Origin of the sequence: Micromonospora echinofusca (genome assembly GCF_017614955.1) — a bacterium.
GTDB lineage: Bacteria > Actinomycetota > Actinomycetes > Mycobacteriales > Micromonosporaceae > Micromonospora > Micromonospora echinofusca_A.
The window spans coordinates 1-26920 of record NZ_WVUH01000053.1; the positions used below are offsets into that span (position 1 = coordinate 1).

26 protein-coding genes are annotated in these 26920 nt (G+C 69.7%); 16 read left to right on the plus strand and 10 right to left on the minus strand.

All coding sequences use genetic code 11. The annotated features are described in order from the left end of the window. The first annotated feature begins 67 nt into the window (after window positions 1–67). The 7 genes from GSF22_RS09000 to GSF22_RS09030 all read left to right on the plus strand — a co-directional run bounded on the left by GSF22_RS09000 (window position 68) and on the right by GSF22_RS09030 (window position 8449). Window positions 68–1123, plus strand: a complete 1056-nt coding sequence (locus GSF22_RS09000; RefSeq protein WP_208812787.1) for an extracellular solute-binding protein — start codon at window positions 68–70, stop codon at window positions 1121–1123. 181 nt (window positions 1124–1304) lie between these two features. After that, the gene (locus tag GSF22_RS09005; RefSeq protein ID WP_208812790.1) at window positions 1305–2378 is read left to right on the plus strand and encodes an ABC transporter ATP-binding protein; all 1074 of its coding nucleotides are present in this window, start codon (window positions 1305–1307) and stop codon (window positions 2376–2378) included. After that, window positions 2375–4162, plus strand: coding sequence for an ABC transporter permease (locus GSF22_RS09010; RefSeq protein WP_208812792.1), 1788 nt, complete (start codon window positions 2375–2377; stop codon window positions 4160–4162). Before GSF22_RS09005 ends, GSF22_RS09010 begins: the two co-directional genes overlap by 4 nt. Further along, window positions 4150–5085, plus strand: coding sequence for a creatininase family protein (locus tag GSF22_RS09015; protein WP_208812794.1), 936 nt, complete (start codon window positions 4150–4152; stop codon window positions 5083–5085). Before GSF22_RS09010 ends, GSF22_RS09015 begins: the two co-directional genes overlap by 13 nt. Then, the gene (locus GSF22_RS09020) at window positions 5082–6038 is read left to right on the plus strand and encodes an amidohydrolase family protein (RefSeq protein ID WP_208812795.1); all 957 of its coding nucleotides are present in this window, start codon (window positions 5082–5084) and stop codon (window positions 6036–6038) included. The genes GSF22_RS09015 and GSF22_RS09020 overlap by 4 nt, the downstream gene beginning before the upstream one ends. Window positions 6039–6047: 9 nt before the next feature. Next, window positions 6048–7508 (plus strand): argininosuccinate lyase, encoded by a 1461-nt coding sequence (locus tag GSF22_RS09025; protein WP_307803850.1) that lies wholly within the window; start codon window positions 6048–6050, stop codon window positions 7506–7508. Further along, window positions 7505–8449, plus strand: coding sequence for an ROK family protein (locus GSF22_RS09030; RefSeq protein ID WP_307803851.1), 945 nt, complete (start codon window positions 7505–7507; stop codon window positions 8447–8449). The genes GSF22_RS09025 and GSF22_RS09030 overlap by 4 nt, the downstream gene beginning before the upstream one ends. A gap of 136 nt (window positions 8450–8585) precedes the next feature. On the opposite strand, the gene GSF22_RS09035 is transcribed toward GSF22_RS09030, so the two are convergent. Continuing rightward, entirely contained in the window at window positions 8586–9176 is a 591-nt protein-coding gene (locus tag GSF22_RS09035) for a hypothetical protein (protein ID WP_208812797.1), read from the minus strand. Between the two features lie 120 nt (window positions 9177–9296). Between GSF22_RS09035 and GSF22_RS09040 the strand changes: the two genes are divergently transcribed. The 5 genes from GSF22_RS09040 to GSF22_RS09060 all read left to right on the plus strand — a co-directional run bounded on the left by GSF22_RS09040 (window position 9297) and on the right by GSF22_RS09060 (window position 13275). Further along, window positions 9297–9899, plus strand: coding sequence for a hypothetical protein (locus GSF22_RS09040; protein ID WP_208812799.1), 603 nt, complete (start codon window positions 9297–9299; stop codon window positions 9897–9899). Between the two features lie 158 nt (window positions 9900–10057). Beyond that, a complete protein-coding gene (locus GSF22_RS09045) occupies window positions 10058–11275 on the plus strand; it encodes a helix-turn-helix domain-containing protein (RefSeq protein WP_208812801.1) in 1218 nt (405 codons plus the stop codon). 153 nt (window positions 11276–11428) lie between these two features. Then, a complete protein-coding gene (locus GSF22_RS09050; protein ID WP_208812803.1) occupies window positions 11429–11599 on the plus strand; it encodes a hypothetical protein in 171 nt (56 codons plus the stop codon). Continuing rightward, window positions 11586–12776, plus strand: coding sequence for a helix-turn-helix domain-containing protein (locus GSF22_RS09055; RefSeq protein ID WP_307803852.1), 1191 nt, complete (start codon window positions 11586–11588; stop codon window positions 12774–12776). The genes GSF22_RS09050 and GSF22_RS09055 overlap by 14 nt, the downstream gene beginning before the upstream one ends. Window positions 12777–12975: 199 nt before the next feature. Next, window positions 12976–13275, plus strand: coding sequence for a hypothetical protein (locus GSF22_RS09060; RefSeq protein WP_208812805.1), 300 nt, complete (start codon window positions 12976–12978; stop codon window positions 13273–13275). Window positions 13276–13406: 131 nt separating this feature from the next. Here the strand turns inward: GSF22_RS09060 and GSF22_RS09065 are convergent, their stop codons facing one another. Next, a complete protein-coding gene (locus tag GSF22_RS09065; RefSeq protein ID WP_208812807.1) occupies window positions 13407–15902 on the minus strand; it encodes a hypothetical protein in 2496 nt (831 codons plus the stop codon). A 766-nt stretch (window positions 15903–16668) separates the two neighbouring features. On the opposite strand from GSF22_RS09065, the gene GSF22_RS09070 reads away from it, so the two are divergent. From GSF22_RS09070 to GSF22_RS09075, 3 genes are all read left to right on the plus strand, one after another. Continuing rightward, a complete protein-coding gene (locus GSF22_RS09070; protein WP_208812809.1) occupies window positions 16669–17865 on the plus strand; it encodes a helix-turn-helix domain-containing protein in 1197 nt (398 codons plus the stop codon). Window positions 17866–18045: 180 nt separating this feature from the next. Next, window positions 18046–18207, plus strand: a complete 162-nt coding sequence (locus tag GSF22_RS34605) for a hypothetical protein (RefSeq protein ID WP_244366786.1) — start codon at window positions 18046–18048, stop codon at window positions 18205–18207. Further along, window positions 18194–19384, plus strand: coding sequence for a helix-turn-helix domain-containing protein (locus tag GSF22_RS09075; protein WP_307803853.1), 1191 nt, complete (start codon window positions 18194–18196; stop codon window positions 19382–19384). Before GSF22_RS34605 ends, GSF22_RS09075 begins: the two co-directional genes overlap by 14 nt. Before the next feature lie 198 nt (window positions 19385–19582). On the opposite strand, the gene GSF22_RS09080 is transcribed toward GSF22_RS09075, so the two are convergent. From GSF22_RS09080 to GSF22_RS09115, 8 genes are all read right to left on the minus strand, one after another. Next, window positions 19583–19837 (minus strand): Txe/YoeB family addiction module toxin, encoded by a 255-nt coding sequence (locus tag GSF22_RS09080; RefSeq protein WP_208812813.1) that lies wholly within the window; start codon window positions 19835–19837, stop codon window positions 19583–19585. Beyond that, on the minus strand, window positions 19834–20118 hold the full coding sequence (locus GSF22_RS09085) for a type II toxin-antitoxin system Phd/YefM family antitoxin (protein ID WP_208812815.1): 285 nt from the start codon (window positions 20116–20118) through the stop codon (window positions 19834–19836). The genes GSF22_RS09080 and GSF22_RS09085 overlap by 4 nt, the downstream gene beginning before the upstream one ends. Window positions 20119–20195: 77 nt before the next feature. After that, window positions 20196–20912 (minus strand): class I SAM-dependent methyltransferase, encoded by a 717-nt coding sequence (locus GSF22_RS09090; protein ID WP_208812817.1) that lies wholly within the window; start codon window positions 20910–20912, stop codon window positions 20196–20198. Between the two features lie 184 nt (window positions 20913–21096). Then, window positions 21097–22323, minus strand: coding sequence for a beta-ketoacyl-ACP synthase II (gene fabF / locus GSF22_RS09095; RefSeq protein WP_208812819.1), 1227 nt, complete (start codon window positions 22321–22323; stop codon window positions 21097–21099). Window positions 22324–22325: 2 nt separating this feature from the next. After that, window positions 22326–22565: an acyl carrier protein gene (locus tag GSF22_RS09100; RefSeq protein WP_208812821.1), complete on the minus strand. Its 240-nt coding sequence runs from the start codon at window positions 22563–22565 to the stop codon at window positions 22326–22328. A 79-nt stretch (window positions 22566–22644) separates the two neighbouring features. Continuing rightward, window positions 22645–23592 carry a beta-ketoacyl-ACP synthase III gene (locus tag GSF22_RS09105; protein ID WP_208812823.1) on the minus strand — a complete coding sequence of 316 codons (948 nt, stop codon included), beginning with the start codon at window positions 23590–23592 and terminating at the stop codon, window positions 22645–22647. Further along, the gene (locus GSF22_RS09110; RefSeq protein WP_208812825.1) at window positions 23589–24761 is read right to left on the minus strand and encodes an acyltransferase domain-containing protein; all 1173 of its coding nucleotides are present in this window, start codon (window positions 24759–24761) and stop codon (window positions 23589–23591) included. The genes GSF22_RS09105 and GSF22_RS09110 overlap by 4 nt, the downstream gene beginning before the upstream one ends. A 137-nt stretch (window positions 24762–24898) precedes the next feature. Beyond that, window positions 24899–26098 carry a PucR family transcriptional regulator gene (locus tag GSF22_RS09115; RefSeq protein WP_208812827.1) on the minus strand — a complete coding sequence of 400 codons (1200 nt, stop codon included), beginning with the start codon at window positions 26096–26098 and terminating at the stop codon, window positions 24899–24901. A gap of 198 nt (window positions 26099–26296) precedes the next feature. Here GSF22_RS09115 and GSF22_RS09120 point away from each other — a divergent pair. Then, window positions 26297–26920 (plus strand): phosphatase PAP2 family protein (locus GSF22_RS09120; RefSeq protein ID WP_208812829.1); only part of this gene is annotated, 624 nt, incomplete at its 3' end.

Consider the following 26920-nt stretch of genomic DNA (forward strand, 5'->3'; position numbering starts at 1 on the left):
CTCCTACCCACCCCGTAACACCCGACCGACCCACCACACAGTTCCCCTTTCCCCTCGGAGGTTTCCCATGAGACGTCGCCTTGTCCTCGCCGGAGCGCTGGCCGCGGTCCTCGCCGCCGGTACCGCCTGCGGCGGTGCCAGCGACGACAGCAAGACCGACGCCGCCGGCGCGAGCGCCGAGAAGCTGGTCATCTACACCGCCCGCGACAAGAAGGTCGCCGACTACGTCGTCGAGCAGTTCACCGGGAAGTTCCCCGAGTACAAGGGCAAGGTCGAGGTGCTCAACCTCGGCGCCCAGGAGATCCTGGAGCGGGTCCGCGCCGAGAAGGCCAACCCGCAGGCCAGCGTCTGGTGGGGCGGCACCCAGCAGGGGCTCTCCGCCGGGGCCGGCGAGGACCTGCTGCACGCCTGGCAGCCGGCCTTCGCCAGCAAGATGGACGCCAAGTACAAGGACCCCGAGGGCCGCTGGTTCGGTGAGATCCTGCTGCCCGAGGTCATCATGTACAACAACAAGGCGCTCACCCCGGAGCAGGCGCCGAAGGACTGGGACGAGCTGCTCGACCCGAAGTGGAAGGACAAGATCATCATCCGGGACGTGGCCGCGTCCGGCACCATGCGGTCGATCTACGCCTCGATGATCCAGCGCCAGTCCCCGGACGGCAGCAACCCGCAGCCCGGCTACGACTGGCTGCGCAAGCTCGACGCCAACACCGGCACGTACGCCGCCAACCCGACCGACCTCTACCTGAAGATGTCGCGTCAGCAGGGCGTGCTCAGCGCCTGGAACCTCCAGGACATCCTGCTCCAGGCCAACCAGTCGAACATGCCGTTCGGCTACGTGATGCCGGCCTCCGGCGCCCCGGTCCTGGTCGACGGCCTCGCCGCCGTCAAGGGCGGCAACACCGCCGGCGCGCAGAAGTTCATCGAGTTCCTCTTCGACGACCAGCTCCGCGCCACCCTGGCCAAGGACTACTTCCAGATCCCGGCCATCAAGATCGCCAACGAGCCGCAGTGGCTGGCCGACCTCGGCCTGAAGCCGATGGACGTCGACTGGAACGTCATCGCCAAGAACGAGACCGAGTGGATCAACCACTGGAACTCCCAGATCAAGAACAAGGGCTGACGCGTGGCCGACCGGCTCCGGCCGGTCGGCCCACCGGTGCCGGACCCGCGCGGTCCGGCACCGGCGCCCGGTCCGCCGACCACCCGGGTCCGGCACCGGCGCCCCGGGTCCGAGGCCGGCTGCCGGCCACCCTCCGACCCGCAACCGTCCAGGCCCGGCAGTGCATAGAGGAGAGGGCATCATGATCGATGTCACGCTGGAGTCGGTGAGCAAGCGCTTCGCGCGTACCGGCGACACCGCGGCGGTCGACGACGTCGACATCGCCATCGGCGCCGGGGAGTTCTTCACCCTGCTGGGCCCGAGCGGCTGCGGCAAGACCACCACCCTTCGGATGGTGGCCGGGTTCTACTTCCCCACGTCGGGCCGGATCCGGTTCGGCGCCGAGGACGTCACCCGCCGCCCGCCGAACAAACGGGACACCGGCATGGTGTTCCAGAACTACGCCCTCTTCCCGCACATGAGCGTCGCGCAGAACGTCGCGTACGGACTGAAGATCCGCAAGGTGCGCCGGGACGAGAGCCGCCGCCGGGTCGCCGAGGCCCTGGAGCAGGTGCACCTCGGCGGGTACGCCGAACGGCGGATCGACGAACTCTCCGGCGGCCAGCAGCAGCGCGTCGCGCTGGCCCGGGCCCTGGTCATCCGGCCGCGTACCCTGCTGCTCGACGAGCCGCTGTCCAACCTCGACGCCAAGCTGCGCGAGGAGACCCGGGTGGAGATCCGCCGGATCCAGCGGGAAGCCGGCATCACCTCGATCTACGTCACCCACGACCAGGCCGAGGCGATGGCGATGTCCGACCGGATCGCGGTGATGGAATCCGGCCGGGTGCAGCAGATCGGCACCCCGCAGGAGATCTACCACCGGCCGGCGAACACCTTCGTCGCCCGGTTCATCGGCCGCAGCAACGTACTCACCCTGCCGGTGGTCGGCGCGACCGCCGACACGGTCACCGTCACCCTGCCCGGCGGCGGCCAGACCACCGTGCCCGCGCCGACCGACCACGGCCTCACCGTCGGCGGCACCGCGCTGGTCTCGATCCGGCCCGAACACATCGGGCTCGGCGCGGCCACCGAAGCCGGTGCGCTCTCGGCCCGGGTGACCGACCTGGAGTTCACCGGCATGGCCACCCACCTCACCGTCGACCTGGCGGGGGAGGCGGTCATGGTCGCCGCCGTGGACGTACCGGCCGGACTCGCCGTCGGCGACCAGATCGGGCTGCGCCTGCCGGCCAACCGGATGTGGGTGGTGCGGCCGTGACCGTCGCCCCGACCGCCGCCAACCTCCCCCCGGTCGCCGCCGACCCCGGGCCCGCCGGGAACCCCGGACGGTCCCGGTTCGCCGACCGGTTCCGGGGCGGTACCACCTCGACCTGGTTCCCCTACCTGCTGGTGCTGCCGCTCGCGCTGATCCTCTGGGGTTACGTGGTGCAGCCGATGCTGGCCACGTTCTTCGAGAGCGTGGGCACCGACGGCGCGGAGAACTACGCCAGTTTCCTCTCCGGCGACGGGGTCGCCCGGACCTCCCTGATCACCTCGCTGATCATCTCGGCGGCCAGCGTGCTGCTCTGCGGGATCGTCGGGGTGGCGATGGCGTTCCTGCTCAAGCGCTTCTCGTTTCCCGGCCGCCGGCTGATCGAGGCGATCATCCTGGTCCCGGCGGCCCTGCCGCCGCTGATCGGGGCGATCTCCTTCCAGCTGCTCTACAGCGAGACCGGCATCCTGCCGCGCGGTCTCCAGCAGCTCTTCGGTACGGCCGAGCCGGTGCTGCCGTTCAGCGGCATCGCCGGGGTGCTGGTGGTGCACACCTTCACCATGTACCCGTTCTTCTACCTCGCCGCGTCGGCCGCGCTGGCCGGGATGGACCCGTCGGTGGAGGAGGCCGCCTACAACCTCGGCGCCGGCCGGGTCCGGGTCTGGCGTACCGTCCTGCTGCCGATGCTCACCCCGGCGCTGGTCTCCGCCTCGCTGCTGGTCTTCATGACCTCGCTGGCGTCGTACACCGCCCCGCTTCTGTTCGGCGTGGACCAGACGATGACCATGCAGATCTACATCAACCGCACCAACGGCGACCTGCCGATGGCCTCCACGTACGCCTCCGTGCTCGGCGTGGTCTCGGTGCTGTTCCTGCTCGGCATGCGCTGGTACGAGGGGCGGCGCAGCTACCGCTCCCAGTCCAAGGGCGTCGCCGCGCACCGCCGGGAGATCACCAACCCGTTCGGCCGCTGGTTCGCCCTGATCGGCTCGGTGCTGGCCACGGTGGTGCTGCTCGCCCCGGTGGCCACCATCGCGCTGGTCGCCTTCTCCGCCGACGGCTCGTGGACCACCGAGGTGATCCCCAGCCGGTACACGACGGAGAACTTCCGGACCATCTTCACCGAGCCGAGGGCGTTCACCCCGATCCTCAACTCGTTGCAGATGAGCCTGATCGCCACCGTCGGCTGCGTGGCGGTCGGCGTGCTGATCGCGTACGCCGTGCGCCGGCTGACCTTCGTCGGACGTGGCCTGCTCGACGTGGCGGTCATGCTGGCCTGGGCGCTGCCCGGCACGGTCGTGGCGATCAACCTGATCTCGGCGTTCAGCACCGGCAACGCGTTCAGCTTCGGCCAGGTCCTGATCGGCACCTTCTGGATCATGCCGCTGGCCTACTTCGTCCGGTTCCTGCCGCTGGTCTTCCGGTCCAGCTCGGCGACCCTGGCCCAGATCGACCCGTCGCTGGAGGAGGCCGCCCGCAACCTCGGTGCCTCCTGGTGGCGGGCGTTCGGCACGGTCACCCTGCGGCTGATGCTCCCCGGCGTGCTCGCCGGTGCGCTGCTGGCCTTCGTGCACGGGGTGGGCGAGTTCGTCGCCTCGGTGCTGATCTACACCTCCAGCACCGCGCCGATCTCCGTCGAGATCAACAACCGGATGTACTCGTTCGAGGTCGGCACCGCCGCCGCGTACGGCATGCTCCAGGTCGTCCTGATCTTCGTGGTGATGGTGGTCTCCGGTCGGCTGGAGACCGGCCGGCGCTCCTCCCGGGAGGCCGCGGCATGGACGAACTGAACGGCGCGGCCCCGGCCGGGCTGAACGACGCGGCCCCGGCCGGGCCGGGCGACCCGCAGGTGGCGGCCACGCACTGGCCGACCGGCGGCGGACTCGCCCCGGCCACCCGGATCCCCGGCGGCGAACTGGCGGCGGTGACCCGGGCGGCGGACTTCGCCGTCCTGCCGGTCGGGGCCGTCGAGTGGCACGGCCCGCACCTGCCGCTCGGCACCGACCTGATCCTGGCCGAGGGCTTCGCCGCCGAGAGCGGCGCCGCCGACGGCCCGAAGGGCGTGCTCTTCCCTGCGGTACCGTACGCGGCCTGCCCGGGACAGACCCGCCCCTGGCCCGGCACGGTGGCGGTCCGCCCGGAGATCGCGGTCGGCTACCTGGCCGACGTGATCGCCGGGATCGTCGCCGCCGGGTTCCCCCGACTGCTGATCGTCAACGGCCACGACGCCAACATGTCCACCGTCCGGGCCGCCATGGAGTGGGTCTCCGGCCAGCACCGGGCCAGCCTGCTGCTGGTCAACTGGTTCCAGCTGGTCACCCCGACCGAGACCACCGGGATCTACGGCGACCTGCCGGCCCGGGGACACGGCGGGGCGTACGAGACCTCCGGGGTGCTCGGCTTCGACCCCGACGCGGTACGCCTCGACGCGGTGACCGACCTGCCACCGAAGCCGAAGCTGCCGGTGACCCACCCGTACGTGCTGGTCGAGTCCCGACCCGACCCGTGGCAGGGCTGGTCCGGGCACATCTCGCTGGCCGACGAGCCGGCCGGGCGGCGGGTCCGGGAGCTGGCCGGTACCCGGCTGCGGGAGATCGTCGACGCCTGGCTGGCCGCGCCGCCGCCGGCCGAGCCCACCGCCGACCCGCTGCCGGACGATCCGCTGCCCGACGACCCTGGGTCGGCCGGGCCGCTGCCCGGGGAGGCCGGATGACGGAGCACCGGGGACTGGACGTCGTCGACTTCCACCTGCACTTCCAGCTCGGCGCGGACCCGACCGTCAGAGCCTGCGAACACGATGCCGGCATGCACCCCGGCGACGGACACGACCGGGCGGTCCGGGCCGCCGGCTCCGCGCCGTACGCCGAACAGTGGCGCCGGGCCTGGGGCTTCGGCGACCCGGAACCACCCATGACGGACCGGTACGCCGAAGCCGACCGGTGGGCCGACGAGCTGCGTACCCACCGGATCCGGCGGGCCGTCTTCGTCACCGGCGGCGGCAACGACGCCCTCGCCGACGTGGTGGACCGGCACCCCGACCTGATGCTCGGCCTGGCCCACCACGACCCGTTCGCCCCCGGCGCCGCCGCCGAACTGGAACGGGCCGTGGTGGAGCGGGGACTGCGCGGGCTGAAACTCTTCGCCCCGCTGCTGCGCGGCGGCCTCGACGACCCGGCCCTGGACGACCTGTGGGCCACCGCCCAGCGGCTGCGGGTACCGGTACTGATCCACATCGGGCACTACGGCAGCGCCGGTGGGCTGCCCGCCGGCCGGTACGACCACCCGGACCAGCTCGCCCGGATGGCCCGCCGGTTCCCGGAACTGGCCGTGGTGGTCCCGCACTTCGGGGTCCAGCACGTCAAGGAGCTGTTCTTCGCCGCCTGGGGCTGCCCGAACATCCACGTCGACACCTCCGGCTCCAACCAGTGGGTGCGCTGGATGCCGTACCGGCTCAGCCTCGACGACCTGTTCCGCCGCTGCTACGAAACCATCGGACCGCACCGGATCGTCTTCGGTAGCGACTCCTCCTGGTTCCCGCGCGGCTACGTCACCCGTTACCTCGACGACCAGTTGCGCATCTGCCGCGAGCTGGGCATGCCCGACGACCACCTGCGGGCGATCTTCGCCGGCAACGCCGAACGGCTGCTCGGCCTGGAAGAAAGCTAAGGACCTGCCGTGAGCACACCCGAGCTGACCACCTACCAGCAGCACCACCTGCGCCCGACGTACGACCACCACGTCGGCTACCTGTTCGCCCCGATGGTGCGGGCCAGCCAGGCGCACGTGGTGATGCTCACCGAGCAGGGGCTGATCCCCGCCGACCGGGGGGCGCGACTGCTGCGCGGGCTGCACGAGCTGTGGACCGACGGGGCACCCGCCCCGGCGTACGACGGCAGCTTCGAGGACGTCTACTACCTGGTGGAGAAGCGGCTCGCCGCAGCCTGCGGGGTACCCACCAGCCAACTCGACGTGCAGCTCGCCCGCAGCCGCAACGACCTCGACGCCGGCGTGTTCCGGATGGTGCTGCGCGGGCAGCTGATCGGGGTGCTCGACCGGGTCCTGGCCGCCGGGGCGACCGCCCTGGAGAAGGCCGACCGGTACGCCGACGTGGTGATCACCGGGTACACCCACCGTCGCCCCGCCCAGCCGACCACCATCGGTCACGCGCTGGCCGGGTACGCCGAGGCGCTCGCCGGGGAGGCGGTCGCCTACGCCGACCTGCTCGACCAGCTCAACGTGTCCCCGCTCGGCTCGTGCGCGTTCGCCGGCACCGACCTGGCCATCGACCCGGCCCGGGTCGCCGAGCTGCTCGGCTTCGGCGGGCTGGTGACCAACTCGTACGAGGCGGTCGCCGGAGCCGACCACCTGGTCCGGGTGGGTACCCTCAACGCCCAGTCACTGGCCACCGGCGCCCGGCTGGCCCGCACCCTGATGGACTGGCTCACCTGGCGCTGGGTGGTCACCCCCGGTGACTTCACCCAGGGCAGCAGCATCATGCCGCAGAAGCGCAACCCGGTGGTACTGGAACACCTGGTCTCGATGGCCGGGGCCACCGCCGCCGACGCCGCCTCCGTGCTCAACAACGTCGGCGCGGCCTGGTGGGAGGATTCCAACAACGCCACCACCGACGTGCAGGTCCGGCTCTGGGACAGCTGCGACCGGACGGACCGGTTCTTCGCCCTGCTCGGCGGCTTCCTCGCCGAACTGGAACCGCTGGAACCGCCGTCCGCCGCCGAGATCGTCGCCTCCGGCGCGACCACCACGGCCGCCGCCGACGCGCTCACCCGGCACGGGGTACCGTTCCGGGCCGCCCACTCGGTGGTCGGCCGGCTGGTCCGGGCCGGCGCGCCGGACACCTGGACCGCCGACGGGGTCCGCTCGGCCGCCGCCGAGGTCGGCACCGAACCGCTGACCGAGACCGCGGTCGCCGACCTGATCGCCGCCGCGGTCCGCCCCGAACTGGTGCTGGACCGGGCCCAGGTCGACGGCCCCGGCGCCGCCGCCGTCCGGGCCCAGGTGGGCACGCTGCGCGGCACCTTCGACGCGGTCGCGGAACGGTTGGCCGGGGTACGCCGCCGGCTGGCCGACGCCGACGCCGCGCTCGACGCGGTCGCCGCCCAGCGGGCCGGCCGGTGAGAGGGCTCGGCAGCCCGGTGGAGGTGCGGGTCGAGCCCGGACAGCGGGACGCTTCGCCGTCGGGCGGGCGGCTGCTCGGGATCGACTTCGGCGGTACCAAGATGGCCGTCGGGGTGGCCGACCTCCAGGGCCGGCTGCTGGCCCGCGAGCGTGTCCCGACGTACGCCGAAAAGGGTGCCGTGCAGGCCCTGGACCGCGCCCTCGACCTGGCCGCGACCCTGGTCGGACAGACCGGGCCGGGCGGGCCGCTGCTGGCGGCCGGGGTGGCCTCGCCGGGCGTGGTCCACTCCGACGGTGTCGACCTGGCGCCGAACGTACCCGGCTGGGACCGGCTGCGGCTGGCCGACGCGGTCCGGGACCGGCTCGGCGTGACACTGGTGCCGGTGGCCAACGACCTGAACGCCGCCGCCCTCGCCGAACTGCGCCTCGGCGCGCTGCGCGACGCCGACCCCGGCCTGGTCGTCGGGCTCGGCACCGGGGTCGCGGCGGCGGTCACCGTCGGCGGCCGGGTGGTCGCCGGGCAGCACGGCGCGGCCGGCGAGATCGGGTACGCCCCGACCGGTGGTTTCCCCGGCACCATGCTGGAATCGGTCTTCTCCGGTCGGGCGCTGGACCAGCTCGCCGGGTCCCTGGGCATCCCCGGTGGGGCGGCCGGGCTCGGCGCCCACGCGGCGACCCCTGGCCCGGCGCGGGACGCCCTGCTCGCCCGGGTGGACGAGCTGGCCCGGCACCTGGCGACCTGCTGCCTGCTGCTCGACCCCCGACGGGTCGTCCTGGTCGGCGGGGTGGCCGGCAGCGACCTGATCCGGGGACTGCTCGCCGACCGGCTCGCCGAGGTCCTGCCGCACCCGCCGGAGCTGGTGCTCTCCGGTTTCGCCGACGACGCCGCCCTGCTCGGCGCGGTGACCATGGCCCGGGAGGCGGTACCGACGTACCAGTAGCCCGGTGGCCGGACCGGTCGGGTGGCGCGGCGGGGTACCCGCGCGACCCGACCGGTCCGACCACCCGCCCGGCAGGGCCGACGGTGCCTTGCGACGCCCTGGGCTGCGGGGAAACGGTCGATCGGGTGCGTTGGAACTAGGGTGTCATGCCGGACACTGGCGTCGAGTGGAGACCGATCCCGTACTCGTATCGCAGGCTCGCTTCCGCGATGACCTGTGCGGCGTGCGGCAGCACCGGGTGTGAGCGGATCTTGTCGACTGCCATCCGGCGGATCGCCCGGTTCAGCCTGCTGGAGGCGCTGGTGACGGCTGACCAGTCCCACGCGGCGGGATCACCCAGGTGGCGCAGGGTTGGTGCCCAGGCTGACGCGCGCTTCTCGCTGTTGTGGTTGGTGTGACTCCAGCGCAACTCGTGTGCTCCGAAGGCTCCGCCGTAGTGCAACTGGATGAGGCCCCAGCCTTCGCAGGTGTATCGGAAGGTGGCGTCGGAGACCCCCGGAAGGAAGTCGATGCGTTTCGCCACTGGGTCCGGTCCGGCGCCGACGACCAGCAGTTGCAGGTGCTGCCCATGGTGATCCGGAGCCACCTCGTCGATGGTCCGGAACTCGCGCAGCTCGTGGTCGTGTCGCGAGTCGGACTCGAAGACGCGGAACAGCCCCAGGTCGAACACGGCTTGAAGCACCGCGGACCAGTCGTCTTCCGCAGCGTAGAAGTCCAGGTTCGGCACCGCCCCACTATGCCAATCGATTCTCGCTTGCCTGCGGTGGGTGGCCGGGCCGGTGGAAGACTGGATGTCGCTGAGCGCAAACTCAACGGGATGCCTTCGGCAACCTGCCAGACTGTCGCGGTGCCGGTTACCGAGGGATCTTCCCGTACCACGCATAACCGTCGGTTTCTGCTCGGAGTGGTGGGCGTATGGCTTCTGCTGGTGGCCTGTTGCTACCTGATGTATCCGCTGATTGACGCGATTTCGCTGCTCGCTCTCCTGGCACTGGCTGCGTGTTGGCTGTCGGCCGGGAGTGGATCAGTGCTCGCCCTCATCGTGCTGCTGCGACGGCGGGCGTACGGCTGGGCCGCCGGTGTCCTGGTTGTCGCGCTTGGGAGCGGACTGCTCCTGTGGACCACCGATTGGGAACGAACGTACGTGGACAGCCAGTTCCACCTGCACCGGAATCAGTTGGCTGAGCTGGCTGCACGTTACCGCAACGGTCAGTTGCCGTCTGCTTCCGTCCTGCCCTGGCGGCTCCGGCACCTGTCCATTGACGGACGGGCCCATAAGCGAGATAGCGCACTGTATCTGCCGGTATGGCAGGACTGGCGCGCTGAAAGTGGGGTGGGTATCGGGTACTTCCCGACTTCGCCGGGAACGGACACGCTGATCGCCACTGCGGCTGGTGACATGGGGCAACCGGTGCGTTATCTCGGAGACGGTTGGTGGTGGGTTGCCTAGATGCAGTCCATAAGCCACAAGCCAGCGTTCGCGGACTCACGAGGACGACGCGACAGCCGGTCGGGCGGCGTGGAGGGTTACCAGAACCGACGGCCATGAGTACCGTGGGTGCGGTGGCGCCATGCTTCGGCTGCGTGTCGTGCCAGGAGGAGGTCGGGATGGACTCCATGCCAGAGCTGACCTTCGGGCAGCGTCTGAAGCTCTACCGGGAGCGTTCCGGCAAGACCCGGGCGGTGCTGGGCGGGCTGGTCGGCCGTAGCGCCGAGTGGGTGAAGGCCCTGGAAAATGATCGCCTCCTGCCGCCGCGTGTTCACATGCTGGACCGGATCGCCCGCGCTCTCAAGGTCGATGTGTCCGCTCTGGTCGGTGAGTTGTGCGATCGGTCGGCCGTGGTCAATGGGCCGGAACATCCTGCGCTCGCCTCGGTCCGTGATGCCGTCAACCGCTTCGCGCTGTCCAGTGAAGCTGCTGCTCAGCCGTTACCGCAGATCAGGGAACGCCTTACCGCAGCCTGGCGGGCGCGTCATGAAGCGTCGGATCATCGCACCGTGCTCGGTGCCCTCCTGCCGGACCTGCTCAGGGACGCCCAGTGCGCCGCGCTGGCGTACGAGGGTGACGACCGTCGCCGGGCGCAAGCGCTGCTGGCCGAGACGCTCGGTCTGGCCCAGATGTTCCTTGCCTACCAGCCTGCCGCTGAGCTGATCTGGCGCGCCGCTGACCGGTCGATGGTGGCAGCGCAGGAGTCGGGTGATCCGGAGGCGATGGCCCGCGCGGGTTGGTTCCTGTGTCAGGTCCACCGGGACACGGGTGACTGGGACACCGCCATGAGGACCGCCGTCGAACTCATATCGTCGTTGCAGACGCGAACGAACGAAGAGCCGACCAACGTGAATCTTCTCGCGTTGGTGGGCGCCCTGAACTTCGAGGCTGCGTATGTTGCCGCGCGGGCGGGCGAAGAAGGTCGGGCATGGCGGTACTGGGACCGGGCGGACGCCATCGCGCAGCGCCTTCCCGTGCGATTCCACCAGCCGCAGACCTCGTTCTCACGGGCCATCATGGCTGCGCACGCAGTGACGGTCGCGGTCGAGTTGCAGAAGTCCGGTGAGGCGGTGCGGCAGGCCAAACGACTCGACCCCGCAGCCATCCCATCACGGCCACGACGTGCCCGGCATCTTGTCGAGGTGGCGCGCGGACACTACGGCAAGGGCGACAGCGCGGCAGCCGTGCGGAGCCTACGGCAGGCGTACGACTCGGCGCCGGAGACGGTCCGCTTCAACGGCTATGCCCGTCAGATAACTCTTGACCTGCTCGACGGGCCACGTTCGACGCGTGATGAGGCACGCGATCTCGCCCTGAAGGTGGGGCTCGTCTGCTGACCGGTGGCAACCGGACGTCGGCAGCCCCTGGCGGGCAGGGGTACGAACCATAACCGTCACACATGGTGACTGGTCGTAACTTCCAGTCACGGGTGTGACGGCGAAACCAGCGCGCAATGCGCTGGGTGTCGCGCCCTCCCAGGGAGGACGTGGATGGACGGTACGCAGCGCGAGTCTGCGCAGAGCCGGGGCGAGCAGGTGCAGGCCGCCGAGCGGGAGGCGGCGAGGCGGCGGCTTCTCGCCGAGGCTGAGGCGGATCGGGTACCGGCGGAGGAGACGACGCGGGCGGTGCCGGATCGGCGGTGGCGTGGTGGACAGCATTGAGTTGTTGCCGATTGGTCGGCGGGTGGCGTACTGGCGTGGGCGGCGGGGGTTGTCGCAGCAGGTGTTGGCCGATCGGTTGGGGAAGTCGAAGAGTTGGGTGGACAAGGTCGAACGGGGTGTGCGGTCGTTGGATCGGGTGTCCACGATCGAAGAAATCGCGCGGGTGTTGCGGATCGATGCCGCCGTGCTGCTGGGTCGGGACAGCCGGCCGACGACCGTGGTCGAGCAGTCCAGCGGTGTGGAGCTGGTCGGGGCGGTGTTGTCGGCGTACGACACCGCGCCGGCAAATGAGGCGGGGTTGTCCGTCGGCCAGGTGGCGGCCAGCGTGCAGCATGCGTGGACGGCGTTTCAGCACGGTCGTTATCCGCAGGTGGTGACGTTCCTGCCGGGTCTGCTGACTGCCGCGCAGCGCGTCCACGCTAATCGTCCGGTGTCGGGTCGGGCGTTGCTGGTGGAGGCGTATCGGGTGACGGCGGCGGCGTTGGTGAAACTGGGTGTGGTGGATCTGGCGTGGTTGGCCGCCGACCGGGCGATGACCGTCGCGGCCGGGGACCGGGTGCGGGTGGCTGCGGCTGCGGTGCAGCTCGGGCAGGTGTTACGGGCTGCTGGTAGGTCCGGGGTGGCGCTGTCGGTGTTGCGGAGGGCGGCGTACCGGATCGCCCCACCCGACCTCGATGGTGGCCCTGCATCGGAGGTGTCGTTGTGCGGGACGTTGCTGGTGCAAGCGGCCCTGTCAGCGGCCGACTCCGGCAACGACCGTGCTGCCGCCGGGCTGCTCGGTGAGGCTGCCGACCTGGCCGCCCGGGTGGGGGACGGGCACGACCATCATCGGACCGGGTTCGGGCCGACGGCGGTGGACCTGGCCCGGGTGACCGCCGCCGTCGACCTGGGGCACGCGGACGACGCGATCGTCTGGCACGAGAAGACCACCGGGCGGGACGGCTGGCGTTGGCTGGCCGCCGAGCATCGCGCCGCGCACCTGGTCGACGCGGCACGGGCGTACCTGCTGGCCGGCGACCCGGTCAACGCCGGCCGGCTGCTGGTCGACGCCGAACGGACCGCACCGGCCGAGATCCACCACCGACCAGCCGCCCGGGAGATCGTCGCCCAGGTCGCCCGCGACCGACGGGCCCCGACGACGATCACCCAGATCGCCACCAGCCTCGGCGTCACCTGACGATGCCTCATCCGAACGCTTTGCCGCCAGTTCGCATCGAGAGGGTCAGGTGCGTGAATCCCGTCAGCTCCGCAGATCCGCCTCCTTGTGTACTACCGTCGGGGGTGTGAGGGAGCGTGCTGCGAGGTATGAGCCACTGACGGTGGTGCGCCTGGGTGCCCTGCTTGTCGGCACTGACGAGACGCGACGGTGGCGATTGGTGGCGGAGTTCCTGGAAGAGTACCGATGGGAACCGTCTGAGATGCGCGCTGGTCTGCTGGAACAGGAACCATCTCCTACCGGGGACGAGCACTGGGACGTGTTCCTCGCAGCATTGACCGAGCATCTGGCGGCCAAGGACGGGCGCGGTGCGCCATGGTGGGTCGAGACGCGGTCGCTGCGGCGTTTCTGGTTTCCCTTCAACACCCGGGCCGCCCGGGTTGACGCGGTGGTGCACGCGCCAGCGGCGTTCCGTCGTCGTGGTGTGTACGTGTCGGCGCAGGAGTTGAACGTCGCGTGAGCTTCGATGACCCGCTGTTGGACCATGCCGCGATCGAGGATGCCTTTCGTCGGCTCGGGGATCGGCTGGCGAGGCGAGGTGTGGTCGCGTATCTGTTCCCTTTTTGGGGTGGGTTACATCACGGCGTTTCGCTATGAACGGCCTCGCAGAGAACGTCCTGCTGCCGCGACGATAGTTGTCGTGAGAATCCATCCAGCGATGATCAGGACTGAGGTAACCATCTTGGAGATGCCTGTAGGGTCCCATGAATTCTCGTGCCCTAGATTTACTAGCGGAATAAGAAGATCTGCCGAGTAAAGCCAGGCATCCCAGGTTGGGTGCTCGTTGGACTTAATTGGGCAGAGCGGGAGGTCCTCCATGCCGGGGTCGTCGCACGCAAGAGGGGCGAACGTGAACCACAAAGCTGAACCTGCGAAGAGAACCAGAAATATCAGCAATGCTCGGAAAGGGGCGTAGCCGTATCCTACAACCACGTCCTGCGTCTTGCCCCAAGCGCGAATCGGTAGACGTGACGCTTCGTAGGAGCGTCGGATTGCAGCAAGGCGTACCTTCCTTGCGTCGTCGTCCTGACCGGAAGCTGAAAGTTGTGATGCTAGTTGCTCGTACGGATGGGGAGTGTAGCTGGGCGTTGCTTGCCGCAGAATCCGAAGGCGGTCCTTGATGGTGAGTTCAGTGTCGATGGATTCGTAGCGGAGGCCATCGAGTGCAATCGGAGCTTCCTCGGGCCAGGAGTTGGCGTCGTCGACGATCGTTCCAATGGTGGCCGAGGTTAATAATACTGCTCCCGTTGGCCGTGTCTTGAGTCTCAGGCTTAGCATCGCAGCATGGAAAAAACGTGCGGCTAGAGCGGTGGATTCTTCACCCTCAAGTCGACTTGAGTCAAGATGGACGGCCCGCTGTACGGTGGCAGAATCAAGCACAAGGGACTGGGTAAAGCGTGCTCCGCGCAGATTGAAATCACCGCTTACCTTGCTGGCGGTGGCGCGCAGCGAGGCTCCCCGCCAGTCGCCTCCCCTGAATGGGTCAATCTCGGTTCCCCTCGAAGCCTCTTCCAAGGGGACGCCAGTTAGGGTGGCATCTGCGAATCTGACATCGCCGTCGATGGCGGCAGCGGCTAGATCGACGAGGCCGTCAACTTCGATTCGATTGCAAACAAAGTTGCCCGTGAGTGAGAGCCCAGCCGAGTCCAGTGCTTTCTTTCTTGAATGGGTGATCCGCGCATCGCTGAAATCTATACCAACAGCGACTTTTGCGTCGGCTAGAGAGATCATGCCCTGCGCACTAAACCCTTCTGTTGCAAAAATTCCTCCGCGCGCATCGGCGCGGCGAAGATCGAGGGCCAGAGAGCTGTTTGTGGTAAGCTTTGCCGCCTTTAAGCTGACGGGCCCGATAATCGTCGCCCCTTCAAGATCGAGATATCCTTGCAGTTCACAGTTGTTTGCGAACAGTGCCCCGCCAATTGTAGCGGCGTCTAGCGTAAATGCCGGCCCTTTGTCCGTCAACACTCGCGACTCCGCAAGTGATAGATTGCACTCAATCTTGGCGCCGTGCATATGTATCAGGCCCTCGGAGCGAAATCCGCCCTCCATCTCTACTGAGCCATCTACGATCATGTGGTCCGCTAAGATCGCCTTCTTGCCTCCGCATCTTATTATCTGAGCCTCGGATAATGAGAGCTGGCAGCCAATATGGGCATGGTGTAGGCGTATAGTACCTTCGAATCTTGCACGGTCTGCTTTAGCGCCTAGTCTGATCGATATGTGGTCTAGGTCTAGGGCAATGTCATCCGGCCGTAAGATTTGGGCACCAACTAGAACCACTTGGCCGTCGACCTTCGCGCCCTCCAGGTTCACTGCTCCGTTACAGCGGAAGTTCTTGGTGAAAAAAATGGACCCCCCCACGACCGCCTGTTTTCCGGAAATTGCCCACTCTCCCGGGCAATTCATTGTGGCGCCCGTGAAGGTTATGTCGCCAGATATAGAGGCATTGTGAAAATGGATGGCCTGGTTGGCGTTTATTCGATCAAGTGCCAGGTCGCTCGCAATGCGTGCACCGCCGAGATCGATTGAAAACTGTCGAGAAGAGGTCTCAAAGCTGGTTTCGCGGAAGACTGCATCGCCGGTAATGTTCGCATCTTCTAGATCTACGTTTCCCGCGATCTTGCATCGTGTAACCCAGACGGGGCCGTTGCATGTCATGCGCACGGCGGAAAGGCCGGGGAGTAGGCAGCTCGTGAAGCCTACGAATTCCGCGGACGCGTCATTGAGAATCGGTTCTTCCTCAAGGAGGCAATTAATCAAAGAAAAGGGGGCAACCTTGCTGCAGCCGAGGTCTAGTCGACCGGAGATTCTCGCCCCAGACAAGATCAGTCGATTGGGGCGGCCCGGTTCTTGCGGTGGGCTGTGGAGAAGGAGGCTGGCTAGAACTTCTGCCCGTATTGTCTTATCTGGACCCCAGTGGTCAGGGCCGGCCACGTTGGTAGTTACCGGGTTGACCCCGTGCAGGTTGAGCTCTTGGCCTCGGCGGAAGGAAGACCAAAGGCGCTGCTCGGGATCTGACCAATGGTTAGGGGGAGCGAGGTCCGTGGGCTCTGCGAACGGCCTCTTGTCCACATCGGAATCCATCACCCGAGTAAGCGTACGGCTGTTGCTCGGTGATGGACATCCCCCGCCGAGGGCGAGATTGTTCCGCCAAGAGTGCGGGCGGCCGGAAAGGTCAACTGCGGAAGGCGTCGATCCGTCCGGCATGCCGAAGCCAGTGACGCTGACAGGACTCCTCTGGACACAACACCTTGGACCTGCAAGCCGGAGATCCATCCCGAGGTTCGTTTGGCGTGGCGTGAGCCAAGCGAGAGCCTGTCCGGCCAGTAGGACGTCAACGAAAGGATGCCGCATGTGGTCTTGAGCTCGGCGCAGGAGTTGCCGATCGTGCGACTGCTTGGACGAGGCATGCGAGTTTGGCGGTGCCGTCGACGTCGACCCCGCCGCCCTCGTCGGACGACGGGTGGCTTCGAGGCTTTCGTCTACTTTGTGCAGATTGGTGGCGGAGATGATGGCGGGTGGACAGCGGCGACCTGGTCCGCGGTGGCGGTGGCGTTGAGCGGTGGGGAGGCAGCGCTTGGTGATGTGGGGATTTGGTGAGTCGCGTTTGGGTGTCCTGCAAAACGCAGAGCATCGTCATCTGGGCACGCTCGGCCTCTTCCGCGGGACATGAATGTGCGGAGACCCGATCGTTTTCCAGGCGTGTGCCTGGCCGGATACCTCCCAGAGAATCAGGTCAGCCAGGCGGCGGGTGAGTATGGAATGTCCGGTAGTTGGCCGGTGTACCGTCCGAAGTGGTGGCCCGCCAGGGAAGGGGTGGGGCGCTGCCGAGCCCGCTGACCGGGGAGACGTCATGAGCGATGCCGAGATGTTTGGTGCCCGCCTTCGTGCCCACCGTGAGCGGGCGGGCAAGACGAGAGCGGTCCTGGGCGGGCTGGTCGGCCGTAGCGGTGAGTGGGTTAAGGCGCTGGAGACCGGTCGCCTGCTCGTTCCCCGCTTGCCGATGCTGCTTCGTCTCGCTGAAGTTCTCGGTGTTTCCGACTTGGCTGATCTGACGGGCGACCAATCCATGCCGGTCGCTTCCGTCACCCGGGCCGGACACTCGGAGGTTGGCCGGATCGCTGCGGCCATCCAGCATTCGACCGTCCCGGTGGGCGAGCCGACATCCTCCAAGGCGTTGACCGCCCTGGTTGACCAGGCGTGGCGAATCTGGCATGGGTCCAGTACGGAGCGGACTGCTGTAGCGGAAGTGTTGCCCGGCCTGCTTGACGACGCGCGCCGCAGCGCTCGACGGCTGGAAGGTGGCGAGCGGCGGCTGGCCTTGGTCGAGTTGGCCCGTGTCTACCATCTCGTTCAGTTGTACCTCGCCCACCAGCCGCATCCGGAGCTGGTGTGGCTCGCCGCAGACCGGGCGATGGCCGCCGCGCAGGATGCTGACGATCCGTGTGCCATTGCTGCTGCTGCCTGGTACTACGCCCACGTGTACCGCTCGTCGAACATGACAGACGCAGCCGAGCAGGTGCTGATGGACTCGCTGCCTCTTGTCGATCCCGACGGTGGGCACAACTCGCTTGCCCTGCGGGGGCTGCTGCACCTGGGGACGGCGCTCGGGCACAGCAAGGCCGGTCGGACGGGACGGGCGTGGCGAGCCTGGGACCTCGCCGACGAGTCGGCCAGGAGACTCGGCAGCGGATATGTGCATCCTTGGTTGATGTTCGGGGAGACGGTCTGCGCGGTGTCCGCAGCGACGATGGAGGCGGACCTGTGCCGGCCGGGTGAGGCCATCCGGCGTGCGGCTGTCATCGACTACTCGGCGTTGCCATCCCGGACTCGGCGAGCCGCAGCGTTGATCGAGGCGGCCCGCGCGCATCTGGCACGTCGTGAGGAGATCGCCGCCGTGCATCTGCTCGGTCGTGGTCTGCGGGAGAGCGCGGATACCGTCAGGTTCAACCCCTTCGCGCGGGCGGCCACTCTGGAGCTGACCAGCCGGCGCGGTACCACCGGCGAAGATGCGCGGGAGTTGGCGCTGGCGATGGGCATGAACTGGTAGTAGTCGCAGAGGTACAAATTATCACCGTCGCACCTGGTCATTGCTCGTAACTTTCAGTCACGGGCGTGACAGGTGCGGACCCGTCAGCACCGGTACGGCGCTCTTCAACCTGGCGCGGCGGTGATCGGTCATCAGGCTGCCACCATCGCGCCATCTTGTGGGAGGACGTAGGTGGATGGTATGCAGCGCGAGTCTCCGCAGAGCCGGGGCGAGCAGGTCCAGGCCGAGGAGCACGAGGCGGCGAAGCGGCGGCTTCTCGCCGAGGCTGAGGCGGATCGGGTACCGGCGGAGGAGACGACGCGGGCGGTGCCGGATCGGCGGTGGCGTCGTGGACAGCATTGAGTTGTTGCCGATTGGTCGGCGGGTGGCGTACTGGCGTGGGCGGCGGGGGTTGTCGCAGCAGGTGTTGGCCGATCGGTTGGGGAAGTCGAAGAGTTGGGTGGACAAGGTCGAACGGGGTGTGCGGTCGTTGAATCGGGTGTCCACGATCGAGGACATCGCGCGGGTGTTGCGGATCGATGCCGCCGTGCTACTGGGCCGGGACGGCCAGCCGACGACGGTGGTCGAGCAGCCCGGGGGCGTGGAACTGGTCGGGGTGGTGTTGTCCGCGTACGACACCGCGCCGGCAAATGAAGCGGGATTGTCCGTCGACCAGGTGGCCGCCAGTGTCGGGCACGCGTGGACGGCCTTCCAGTACGCGCGTTACCCGCAGGTGGTGACGTTTCTGCCCGGCTTTCTGGCCGCCGCGCAGCGCGTCCACGCCGATCGTCCGGGATCAGGCAGGACGCTGCTGGTGGAGATGTACCGGGTGACGGCGGCGGTGTTGGTGAAGCTGGGCGTGGTGGATCTGGCGTGGCTGGCCGCTGATCGGGCGATGACGGTCGCGGCCGGTGATCGGGTGCGGGTGGCTGCCGCTGCCGTGCAGCTCGGGCAGGTGTTACGGGCCGCCGGCCGGTCCGGGGTGGCGGTGTCGGTGTTGCGGAGGGCGGCGTACCGGATCGCCCCGCCCGACCTCGACGGCGGCCCTGCATCGGAGGTGTCGTTGTGCGGGACGTTGCTGGTGCAAGCGGCCCTGTCAGCGGCCGACTCCGGCGACGACCAGGTCAGTGTCGGGCTGCTCGGGGAGGCCGCCGACCTGGCCGCCCGGGTGGGGGACGGGCACGACCATCATCGGACCGGGTTCGGGCCGACGGCGGTGGACCTGGCCCGGGTGACCGCCGCCGTCGACCTGGGGCACGCGGACGACGCGATCGTCTGGCACGAGAAGACCACCGGGCGGGACGGCTGGCGTTGGCTGGCCGCCGAGCATCGCGCCGCGCACCTGGTCGACGCGGCACGGGCGTACCTGCTGGCCGGCGACCCGGTCAACGCCGGCCGGCTGCTGGTCGACGCCGAACGGACCGCACCGGCCGAGATCCACCACCGACCAGCCGCCCGGGAGATCGTCGCCCAGGTCGCCCGCGACCGACGCGCCCCGACGACGATCACCCAACTCGCCACTAGCATCGGCGTCACCTGACGACCACGTAGTTGCGGTACGGCAGCGGAGTACCGCAACCATGCCCACCAGCCGGGTCGACGCGACCCAGTGCCCCACTCCATGCGGTGATCTCGTGGTTGAACTGCGCTCTCGTGGTTCGCAGGACCGAGGCGTGGTCTGAGGTGCCGTCCGACGGCGGCCCGGCGGGAGTGTACGGACTGCTCGGTATCGGCTGTGTCACTCGTAGTGGTAGCGGCACTGCGCTATCTGCACTGTGTCGTCAACGATCCGGTACACCAGGCGGTGTTCCTGGTCGATGCGTCTCGACCAGAATCCGGACCAGTTGCCGCGGAGTTGTTCTGGCTTACCGATGCCCTGGTGCCCGTTGCGTCGGATGTCCTCGATCAGGGTGTTCACCCGCCTGAGCATCTGGCGATCCCGTTGCCAGGCCAGATAGTCCTCCCACCCCCGGCTGGCGAACTGGACCTTCACGCTGCCGACGCCTCGCCTGGACTGGCCTCGGGGTCGATCAGGTCGTGTATCTCTCCACCCCCGCTGCGTAGCTCTTCGACGGCTTCGTTCAGACGGCGCGCGTTGGCAGGGCTGGCCATCAGGTACGCCGTTTCTTTCAGTGACTCGTACTCACGTAGCGAGATGATGACAGCGGCCTCGCGGCCGGAGCGGGTGACCACCACCTCCTCGGCGTCGTCCACGACGTGGTCGAGCATTTTGGCTAGGTTTTGTCGTAGTTGTGAGTAGGGAACGGTGCGCATAATGCCTCCCGAATCCGGCGTACAGTAAATTGTACAAGCTGTGGGGGCTGCGGTACCGCAGTGCCAGACCGCCCCGTTCAGTTCCCGGCCGGGCGGTGGGCGCGCAGCATCAGCGACACCCCGGGCAGCGACTTCACCGGCAGGTACCGCTCGGCGGTGATGATCGCCCGCAGACCGAGGTTGACCACGGCGGGCAGGTCGTCCAGGTCGCTCCCGGTCGACTTCCGGCGCCGCCAGGCGGCGACCGGGCGGAGCACCACGTTCCAGCTCCACAGCTCGTCGACCACCAGGCCGGCCTTCTCCACCACCGCCCGCAGCGACTCGCGGTCGTACCGGCGGACGTGCCCGACCGCCACGTCGTGCGCCGACCAGAGCCGCATGTCGCAGGGTACGGCGATCAGCGCCGTACCGCCGGGCCGGAGCGTCCGGTACATCTCGGCGGTGGCGAGATGATCCTCGTCGAAGTGTTCGAGGATGTCGAAGGCCACCACCAGGTCGAGGCTGTCCGACGGTAGCGGCAGGTTACGGGCGTCGGCCCGGATCACGTTCAGTCCCCGTTCCCGGGCGACCTGTGCGCCCTCGGGGCTGTACTCCAGCGCCACCGGACGCCAACCGTGGTTGCGCAGCACCCGGGTGTTGCCACCACCGGCCGCGCCGATGTCCAACGCCGGACCCGGCCGCTGCCCGGCGTCGGCGAGCCGGCGCAGCGCCCGCGCCAGCAGGGCCCGACGTTCCCGGTACCACCAGTGGGTGTCCTCCAGGGCGGCGAGCTTGCGGATCTCGGTGGCTTCCACGCGTACTCCTCGCAGGGTTCGGCGGTCCCCACCCTAGTGGCTGCCGGCGCCGTACACCGATCGGCCACGGCGCGCGGCAGGGCTGCGGCGCCGGGCGTCACGTCACCGGGTGCCGGGCGTTAAGAAGGGCCCCTTCCTATACCGAAAGCGATAAGAAGGGGCCCTTCCTTACACCTGTTACACCTCAGGGGCGGGTGAAGACCAGGGCCACGTTGTGGCCACCGAAGCCGAACGAGTTGTTCAGCGCGGCGGGGATCTCCATGTGGCGTGGCTTGTGGGCGGCCACCTCCAGGTCGAGTCCGTCGTCCGGGTCGTCCAGGTTGATCGTCGGCGGTACGACGCCGTCCCGGATGGCCAGGATCGTGGCGATCGACTCCAGCGCACCGGCCGCGCCGAGCAGGTGCCCGGACATCGACTTGGTCGCGGTCAGCACCGGGTGGTCACCGAGCGCGGCCCGCAGCGCGATGATCTCCGCCAGGTCGCCCACCGGGGTCGACGTGGCGTGCGCGTTGACGTGGACGATGTCCCGACGGTCCACCCCGGCGTCGGCGATGGCCCGGTTGATCGCCCGGATCGCCCCCTTGCCCTCGGGGTGGGGCTGCACGATGTCGTACCCGTCGGAGGTGAGACCCGCCCCGGCGAGCCGGGCGTAGACCCGGGCCCCCCGGGCGGCGGCGTGGTCGGCCCGTTCCAGTACCAGGATGCCGGCGCCCTCACCGAGGACGAAGCCGTCCCGGGCCTTGTCCCAGGGGCGGGAGGCCCGCTCCGGATCGTCGTTGCGGGTCGACATGGCCCGCATGGAGGCGAACCCGGCGATCGGCAGCGGGTGGATGACCGCCTCCGTACCACCGGCCACCACCACGTCGGCCCGGCCGGCGCGGATCATGTCCAGCCCGAGGGCGACCGCCTCGGCGCCGGTGGCGCAGGCACTGGCGACCGAGTGGACCCCGGCCTGGGCGCCGAGTTCCAGGCCCACCCAGGCGGCCGGACCGTTGGGCATCAGCATCGGCACGGTGTGCGGGGAGACCCGGCGCGGCCCGGAGGCCTCCAGGATGTCGTCCTGGTTGAGCAGGGTGGTGGCGCCACCGATGCCGGAGCCCACGCTGACCGCGAGGCGTTCCGGGTCGAGCCCCGCGTCGGTCAGTCCCGCGTCGGCCCACGCCTGGTGGGCGGCGATCAGGGCGATCGCCTCCGAGCGGTCCAACCGGCGCAGCTTGACCCGGTCGAGCAGTTCCGCCGGCTCCACGGCCAGCTGGGCGGCGATCCGGACGGGAAGTTGGCCGGCCCACTCCTGGGTGAGCGCACTCACCCCGGAGCGGCCGGCCAGCATGGCGTCCCAGGTCGACGCGACGTCCCCGCCGAGCGGGGTCGTCGCGCCGAGCCCGGTGACGACGACGTCGGTACGACTCATGATCAGGACTGCGCCAGGATGTAGGAGACAGCGTCGCCGACGGTCTTCAGGTTCTGCACCTCGTTGTCCGGGATCTTGACGCCGAACTTCTCCTCGGCAGCCACCACGACCTCCACCATGGAGAGCGAGTCGACGTCGAGGTCGTCAGTGAAGGACTTCCCCTCGGCCACGTCCTCCGGGTTCACCCCGGCAACCTCTTCGAGGATCTCGGCGAGGCCGGTGGTGATCTCCTCACGGGTCATTCTGGTGGTTCCTTCCCAATGGTTGGTTGCTCTGGGCGGCGGGGCCGCCCGGACCGGTCCCGGTTTCCGGGGCCGGGGATCAGGGGCAGCGGACGACCTGACCGGCGTAGGTCAGGCCACCGCCGAAGCCGAACAGCAGCACCGGGGCGCCCGAGGGCACCTCCCGCCGCTCGACCAGCTTGGACAGGGCCAGCGGCACGCTGGCCGCCGAGGTGTTGCCGGACTCGACGATGTCCTTGGCGATGATCGCCTGGGGAATGCCGAGCCGCTTGGCGATGCCGTCGATGATCCGGGTGTTGGCCTGGTGCGGCACGAACGCGGCCAGCTCGCCGGGGGTCACGCCGGCCCGTTCGCAGGCCGCCAGCGCCAGCGGGGCCAGCTCGGTGGTCGCCCAGCGGAAGACCGACTGGCCCTCCTGCGCGATGTACGGCCGCCAGCCCTCGATGCGTACCGCGTCGCCCTTCTCCGGGGCCGAACCCCAGACCACCGGGCCGATGCCGGTGGGCTCGCCCTCGGCGGTGGCGCTGACCACCGCGGCGCCCGCGCCGTCGGCGAAGATGATGCAGGTCGAGCGGTCGGTCCAGTCGGTGAACTCGGAGAGCTTCTCGGCACCGATGACGAGGGCGTGCCGGGCCGCGCCGGCCCGGATCGCGTGGTCGACGGTGCCCAGCGCGTAGGCGAAGCCGGAGCAGGCGGTGTTCAGGTCGAACGCGGCCGGCGCGGGGATGCCGAGCTTGGCGGCCACCCGGCAGGCCACGTTCGGGCTACGGTCCACCGAGGTGCAGGTGGCGACCACGATCATGTCGATGTCGGTGGGGGCCAGCCCGGAGTTGGCCAGCGCCTTGCCGGCGGCCACGGTGGCCATGTCGGCCACCGTCTCCGAGTCGGCGATCCGCCGGCTGACGATGCCGACCCGGTCCCGGATCCACTCGTCGTTGGTCTCCACCAGCTGGGCGATCTCGTCGTTGGTCACCACCCGGGAGGGCTGGTAGTGCCCCAGGGCGACGATCCGACTTCCCAGGCTCATACGTGCTGTCCTCCGATACGGGCGAGCGGCTGGCCCGGGGCGACCGGGTCGTCGTGGTGGGCGAGCCACTCGGTGAGCACGCCGCTGTCGTGTGCGGTCACCTCGACCGCGCCCTGCCGGGTGGTCACCTGGCCGACGACCTGGCCGGACCGGACGTACCCGCCCTCGGCCAGCCCGTCCGTCGGGGTGAAGGTACCGGCCGACCGGGCCAGCACGACCCGGAACGGTGCGGCCGGGCGGTGGCGGGCCGGCCCGCCGTGCCGGGCGATCAGGTCCCGGGCCGCCGGCAGGTCGTCCGGGGTGTTCAGGGTGACGATCTCCGGCAGGCCGTCGCCCTTGAGCTCCCGCTTGACCAACCCGGCGAGGGTACCGGCCGGCGGCAGCTCGATCACCGCGGTCACCCCCAGGTCGGCGAGGGTACGCATGCACAGGTCCCAGCGGACCGGCGCGGTGACCTGGCGGACCAGCCGCTGCACCACCTCCCGGCCGTGCTCGACGGTCGACCCGTCGAGGTTGGAGAGCAGGACGCGGCCCGGGTCGGCCGGGGTGATGCCGGCGGCCACCGCCGCGAGGGCCTGCTCGGCCGGGGCCATGTAGGGGGTGTGGAACGCGCCGGCCACCTTGAGCCGGATCACCCGGGCCCGGGCCGGCGGTTCGGCGGCCAGCTTGTCCAGCGCGTCCACCGGTCCGGCGGCGACCATCTGACCGGCGCCGTTGCGGTTGGCGGCGGTGAGTCCGTGGGCCGCCAGCGCGGCGAGTACCTCGTCCGGGTCACCGCCGAGCACGGCCGCCATGCCGGTGGGCTCGACGGCGCAGGCCGCCGCCATCTCCCGGCCCCGGAGCCCGGCGAGGGTGACCGCCGACTCGGCGGGCAGTACGCCGGCCAGGGCGGCGGCGCCGAGTTCACCGACGCTGTGCCCGGCGGTGAGCGCCACGTCGTGCATCGGGAGGTGCTCCGCGGCGAGCAGCGCGGCAGCCACCAGCAGCGGCTGGGTGCGCGCGGTGTCCTTGATCTCGTCGGCGTCGGCTGCCGTGCCGAGGTGCACCAGGTCCACTCCGGCCAGCGCCGACCACCAGCGCAGTCGCGCCCCGGCCCCGGGCAGGTCGAGCCACGGGGTCAGGAAGCCGGGTTTCTGGGAACCTTGACCAGGGGAGAGTACGGCGAGCACCCCTAAGACTCTGAGGGATACCGACCGGTCATGTGGCTGTGGTGAGTCACCAATCCGCACTAGAACCTTTGTGGGGTTCCTACAAGAACCTCGCCCGGTCGGCGCCGTCAACAGGAGAAACCCTACCTTTGCGCCCCTCAGGCGTGCCCCGGCGTCAGCGGGACCGCCGGGTCGAGCCGGCCGATGGTCAACGCGATCCGCAGGGCGAAGGCGTCCCTCGGGGCCAGCGGGGAGAAGCCGGTGACGTCCGCGACCCGGCGCAGCCGGTAACGGACCGTGTTCGGATGGACGAAGAGCGCCCGGGCGGCGCTCTCCAGCACACCCCCGGCGGTGAAGAACGCGTCGAGGGTCTCCAGCAGTTCCCCGCCGGCCCGGACCAGGGTGGCGTACACGTCCTGGCGCAACCGGCGGCGGGCCTCGGAGTCACCGGCCAGCGCGCGCTCCGGCAGCAGGTCCGCCGCCGGCACCGGACGCGGTGCGTCCGGCCAGGCCGGTGCGGCCCGGAAACCGGCCAGCGCGGCCCGCGCCGAGTCGGTCGCCTCGTCCAGGGTCGGCACCGCCGGACCCACCACCACCGGGCCGGTACCGAACGCCGGCAGCAGCCGGTCGGTCGTGGCCAGCGGATCGGGCGCCCCACCGAAGACCACCACCAGCCGGTCCCCGTGCACCCCGCCGATGATCTCCAGCCGGTGCCGTCGGGCCAGCCGGTGCACCGCGTGCAGGACGGCGGTCACGTCCCCGCCCGGCGACCGGCCCACCGCGACCGCCACCGGCGGCGCATCCGACCAGCCCAGGGCCGCCGCCCGGCTGGCCAGCACGTCCGGGGAGTCACCCCGCAGCAGCGCGTCCACCAGCAGCGCCTGCAACCGGGCGTCCCACGCGCCCCGGGTCTCGGCGGCCCGGGCGTACACCCGGGCGGCGGCGAACGCGATCTCCCGGGAGAAGCGGAGCACCACCTCGCGCAGCAACTGCTCCTCGCCGGGCGCGGCGAGATGCGGGACCTGCTCCTCGACCACGTCGATGGTCACCTTGATCAGGGCCACCGTGTGCTGGAGGCTGATCGACCGGGCCAGGGCCCGGGGCGCGGTGGCGAAGACCTCGTCGGAGACCTCCTGCGGGCTGTCCGTGACTCCACCGCCGTCGTGCAGCCACTGCACCAGGGACCGGACGCCGGCCTGGGCGACCAGCATCACCCAGGACCGCTGGTCGGCCGGGAGGTCCCGGAACCAGGGCAGGCTCTCCTCCATCCGGGCCACGCTCGCGGTCGCCAGCGCCCCCGCTGCCCGCTCGATCCGTTGCAGCGTGGCCGCCAGTTCGCCGCCGTCACCCCCGGTCACCGCACCAGCCTGCCACGTCCGACGTCGCGGGCCACGCCCGGTGTACCGGGGCCGGCCCGTCCAGCCGTCGTCACCGGCCTGGCGCCGTCGCCGATTCGGCCGGCCCGGTGCCGGTCGTCACCGGCTGGATCGGCCGGTACCGCCCACCGTCGGCGCGGAGCAGGGGCGGCACCGGCCCGGACGTGCCATCATGCACCGATGGTCGCCCGCCTGCCGCTCGTCGTACCCCTCGTCGCCGGCGTCGCCTTCGTGGTGCTGCTGCTGCTCGTCGGCACCGGCTGGCCACCCCTGGAACGGGCCGACACGGCGGTCAGCGAGGCGCTGCGGTCGTACGGCACCGACCGGCCCGGGTTGATCGACGTGCTCCGGGTCGCCACCGACATCGCCGCCACCTGGGCGTACCTGCTGACCGGGGCGGTGGCCACGCTGGGGCTGCTGGCCCGCCGGCAACGGCGTCCGGCGCTGTTCTGTGCCATCGTGACCGCCGTTGTCCCGCTGCTCTGGGGGCTGGCCCACTGGCTGCTGCACCGCCCCCGCCCGGTGGACGGGTTCGTGGTGGTGGACAGCAACGGCTTCCCCAGCGGGCACACCAGCAATGCCGCAGCGGCGGCACTGGTGGCCGTACTCCTGCTCTGGCCCCGGCTCGGTCCGACCGGCCGGGCGGTCACCGTGGCGGTCGCGGCGGGCGTTGCGGGATTCGTCGCGGCGACCCGGTTCATGCTGCTGGCGCACTGGCCGACCGACGTCCTGGGTGGCTGGCTGCTGGCCCTCACCGTCGTCCCGCTCGCCGCCCACGCGGTGACCCGCCAGCCTTCCCCGGCC

What these genes read in the sequence shown, in the direction of transcription:
- GSF22_RS09105 (WP_208812823.1), bottom strand. Translation starts at nt 23,592, where the DNA reads ATGAGCCTGGGAAGTCGGATCGTCGCCCTGGGGCACTACCAGCCCTCC.
- GSF22_RS09020 (WP_208812795.1), top strand. Translation starts at nt 5,082, where the DNA reads ATGACGGAGCACCGGGGACTGGACGTCGTCGACTTCCACCTGCACTTC.
- GSF22_RS09050 (WP_208812803.1), top strand. Translation starts at nt 11,429, where the DNA reads ATGGACGGTACGCAGCGCGAGTCTGCGCAGAGCCGGGGCGAGCAGGTG.
- GSF22_RS09070 (WP_208812809.1), top strand. Translation starts at nt 16,669, where the DNA reads ATGAGCGATGCCGAGATGTTTGGTGCCCGCCTTCGTGCCCACCGTGAG.
- GSF22_RS09045 (WP_208812801.1), top strand. Translation starts at nt 10,058, where the DNA reads ATGGACTCCATGCCAGAGCTGACCTTCGGGCAGCGTCTGAAGCTCTAC.
- GSF22_RS34605 (WP_244366786.1), top strand. Translation starts at nt 18,046, where the DNA reads ATGCAGCGCGAGTCTCCGCAGAGCCGGGGCGAGCAGGTCCAGGCCGAG.
- GSF22_RS09100 (WP_208812821.1), bottom strand. Translation starts at nt 22,565, where the DNA reads ATGACCCGTGAGGAGATCACCACCGGCCTCGCCGAGATCCTCGAAGAG.
- GSF22_RS09005 (WP_208812790.1), top strand. Translation starts at nt 1,305, where the DNA reads ATGATCGATGTCACGCTGGAGTCGGTGAGCAAGCGCTTCGCGCGTACC.
- GSF22_RS09085 (WP_208812815.1), bottom strand. Translation starts at nt 20,118, where the DNA reads ATGCGCACCGTTCCCTACTCACAACTACGACAAAACCTAGCCAAAATG.
- fabF (WP_208812819.1), bottom strand. Translation starts at nt 22,323, where the DNA reads ATGAGTCGTACCGACGTCGTCGTCACCGGGCTCGGCGCGACGACCCCG.
- GSF22_RS09015 (WP_208812794.1), top strand. Translation starts at nt 4,150, where the DNA reads ATGGACGAACTGAACGGCGCGGCCCCGGCCGGGCTGAACGACGCGGCC.
- GSF22_RS09000 (WP_208812787.1), top strand. Translation starts at nt 68, where the DNA reads ATGAGACGTCGCCTTGTCCTCGCCGGAGCGCTGGCCGCGGTCCTCGCC.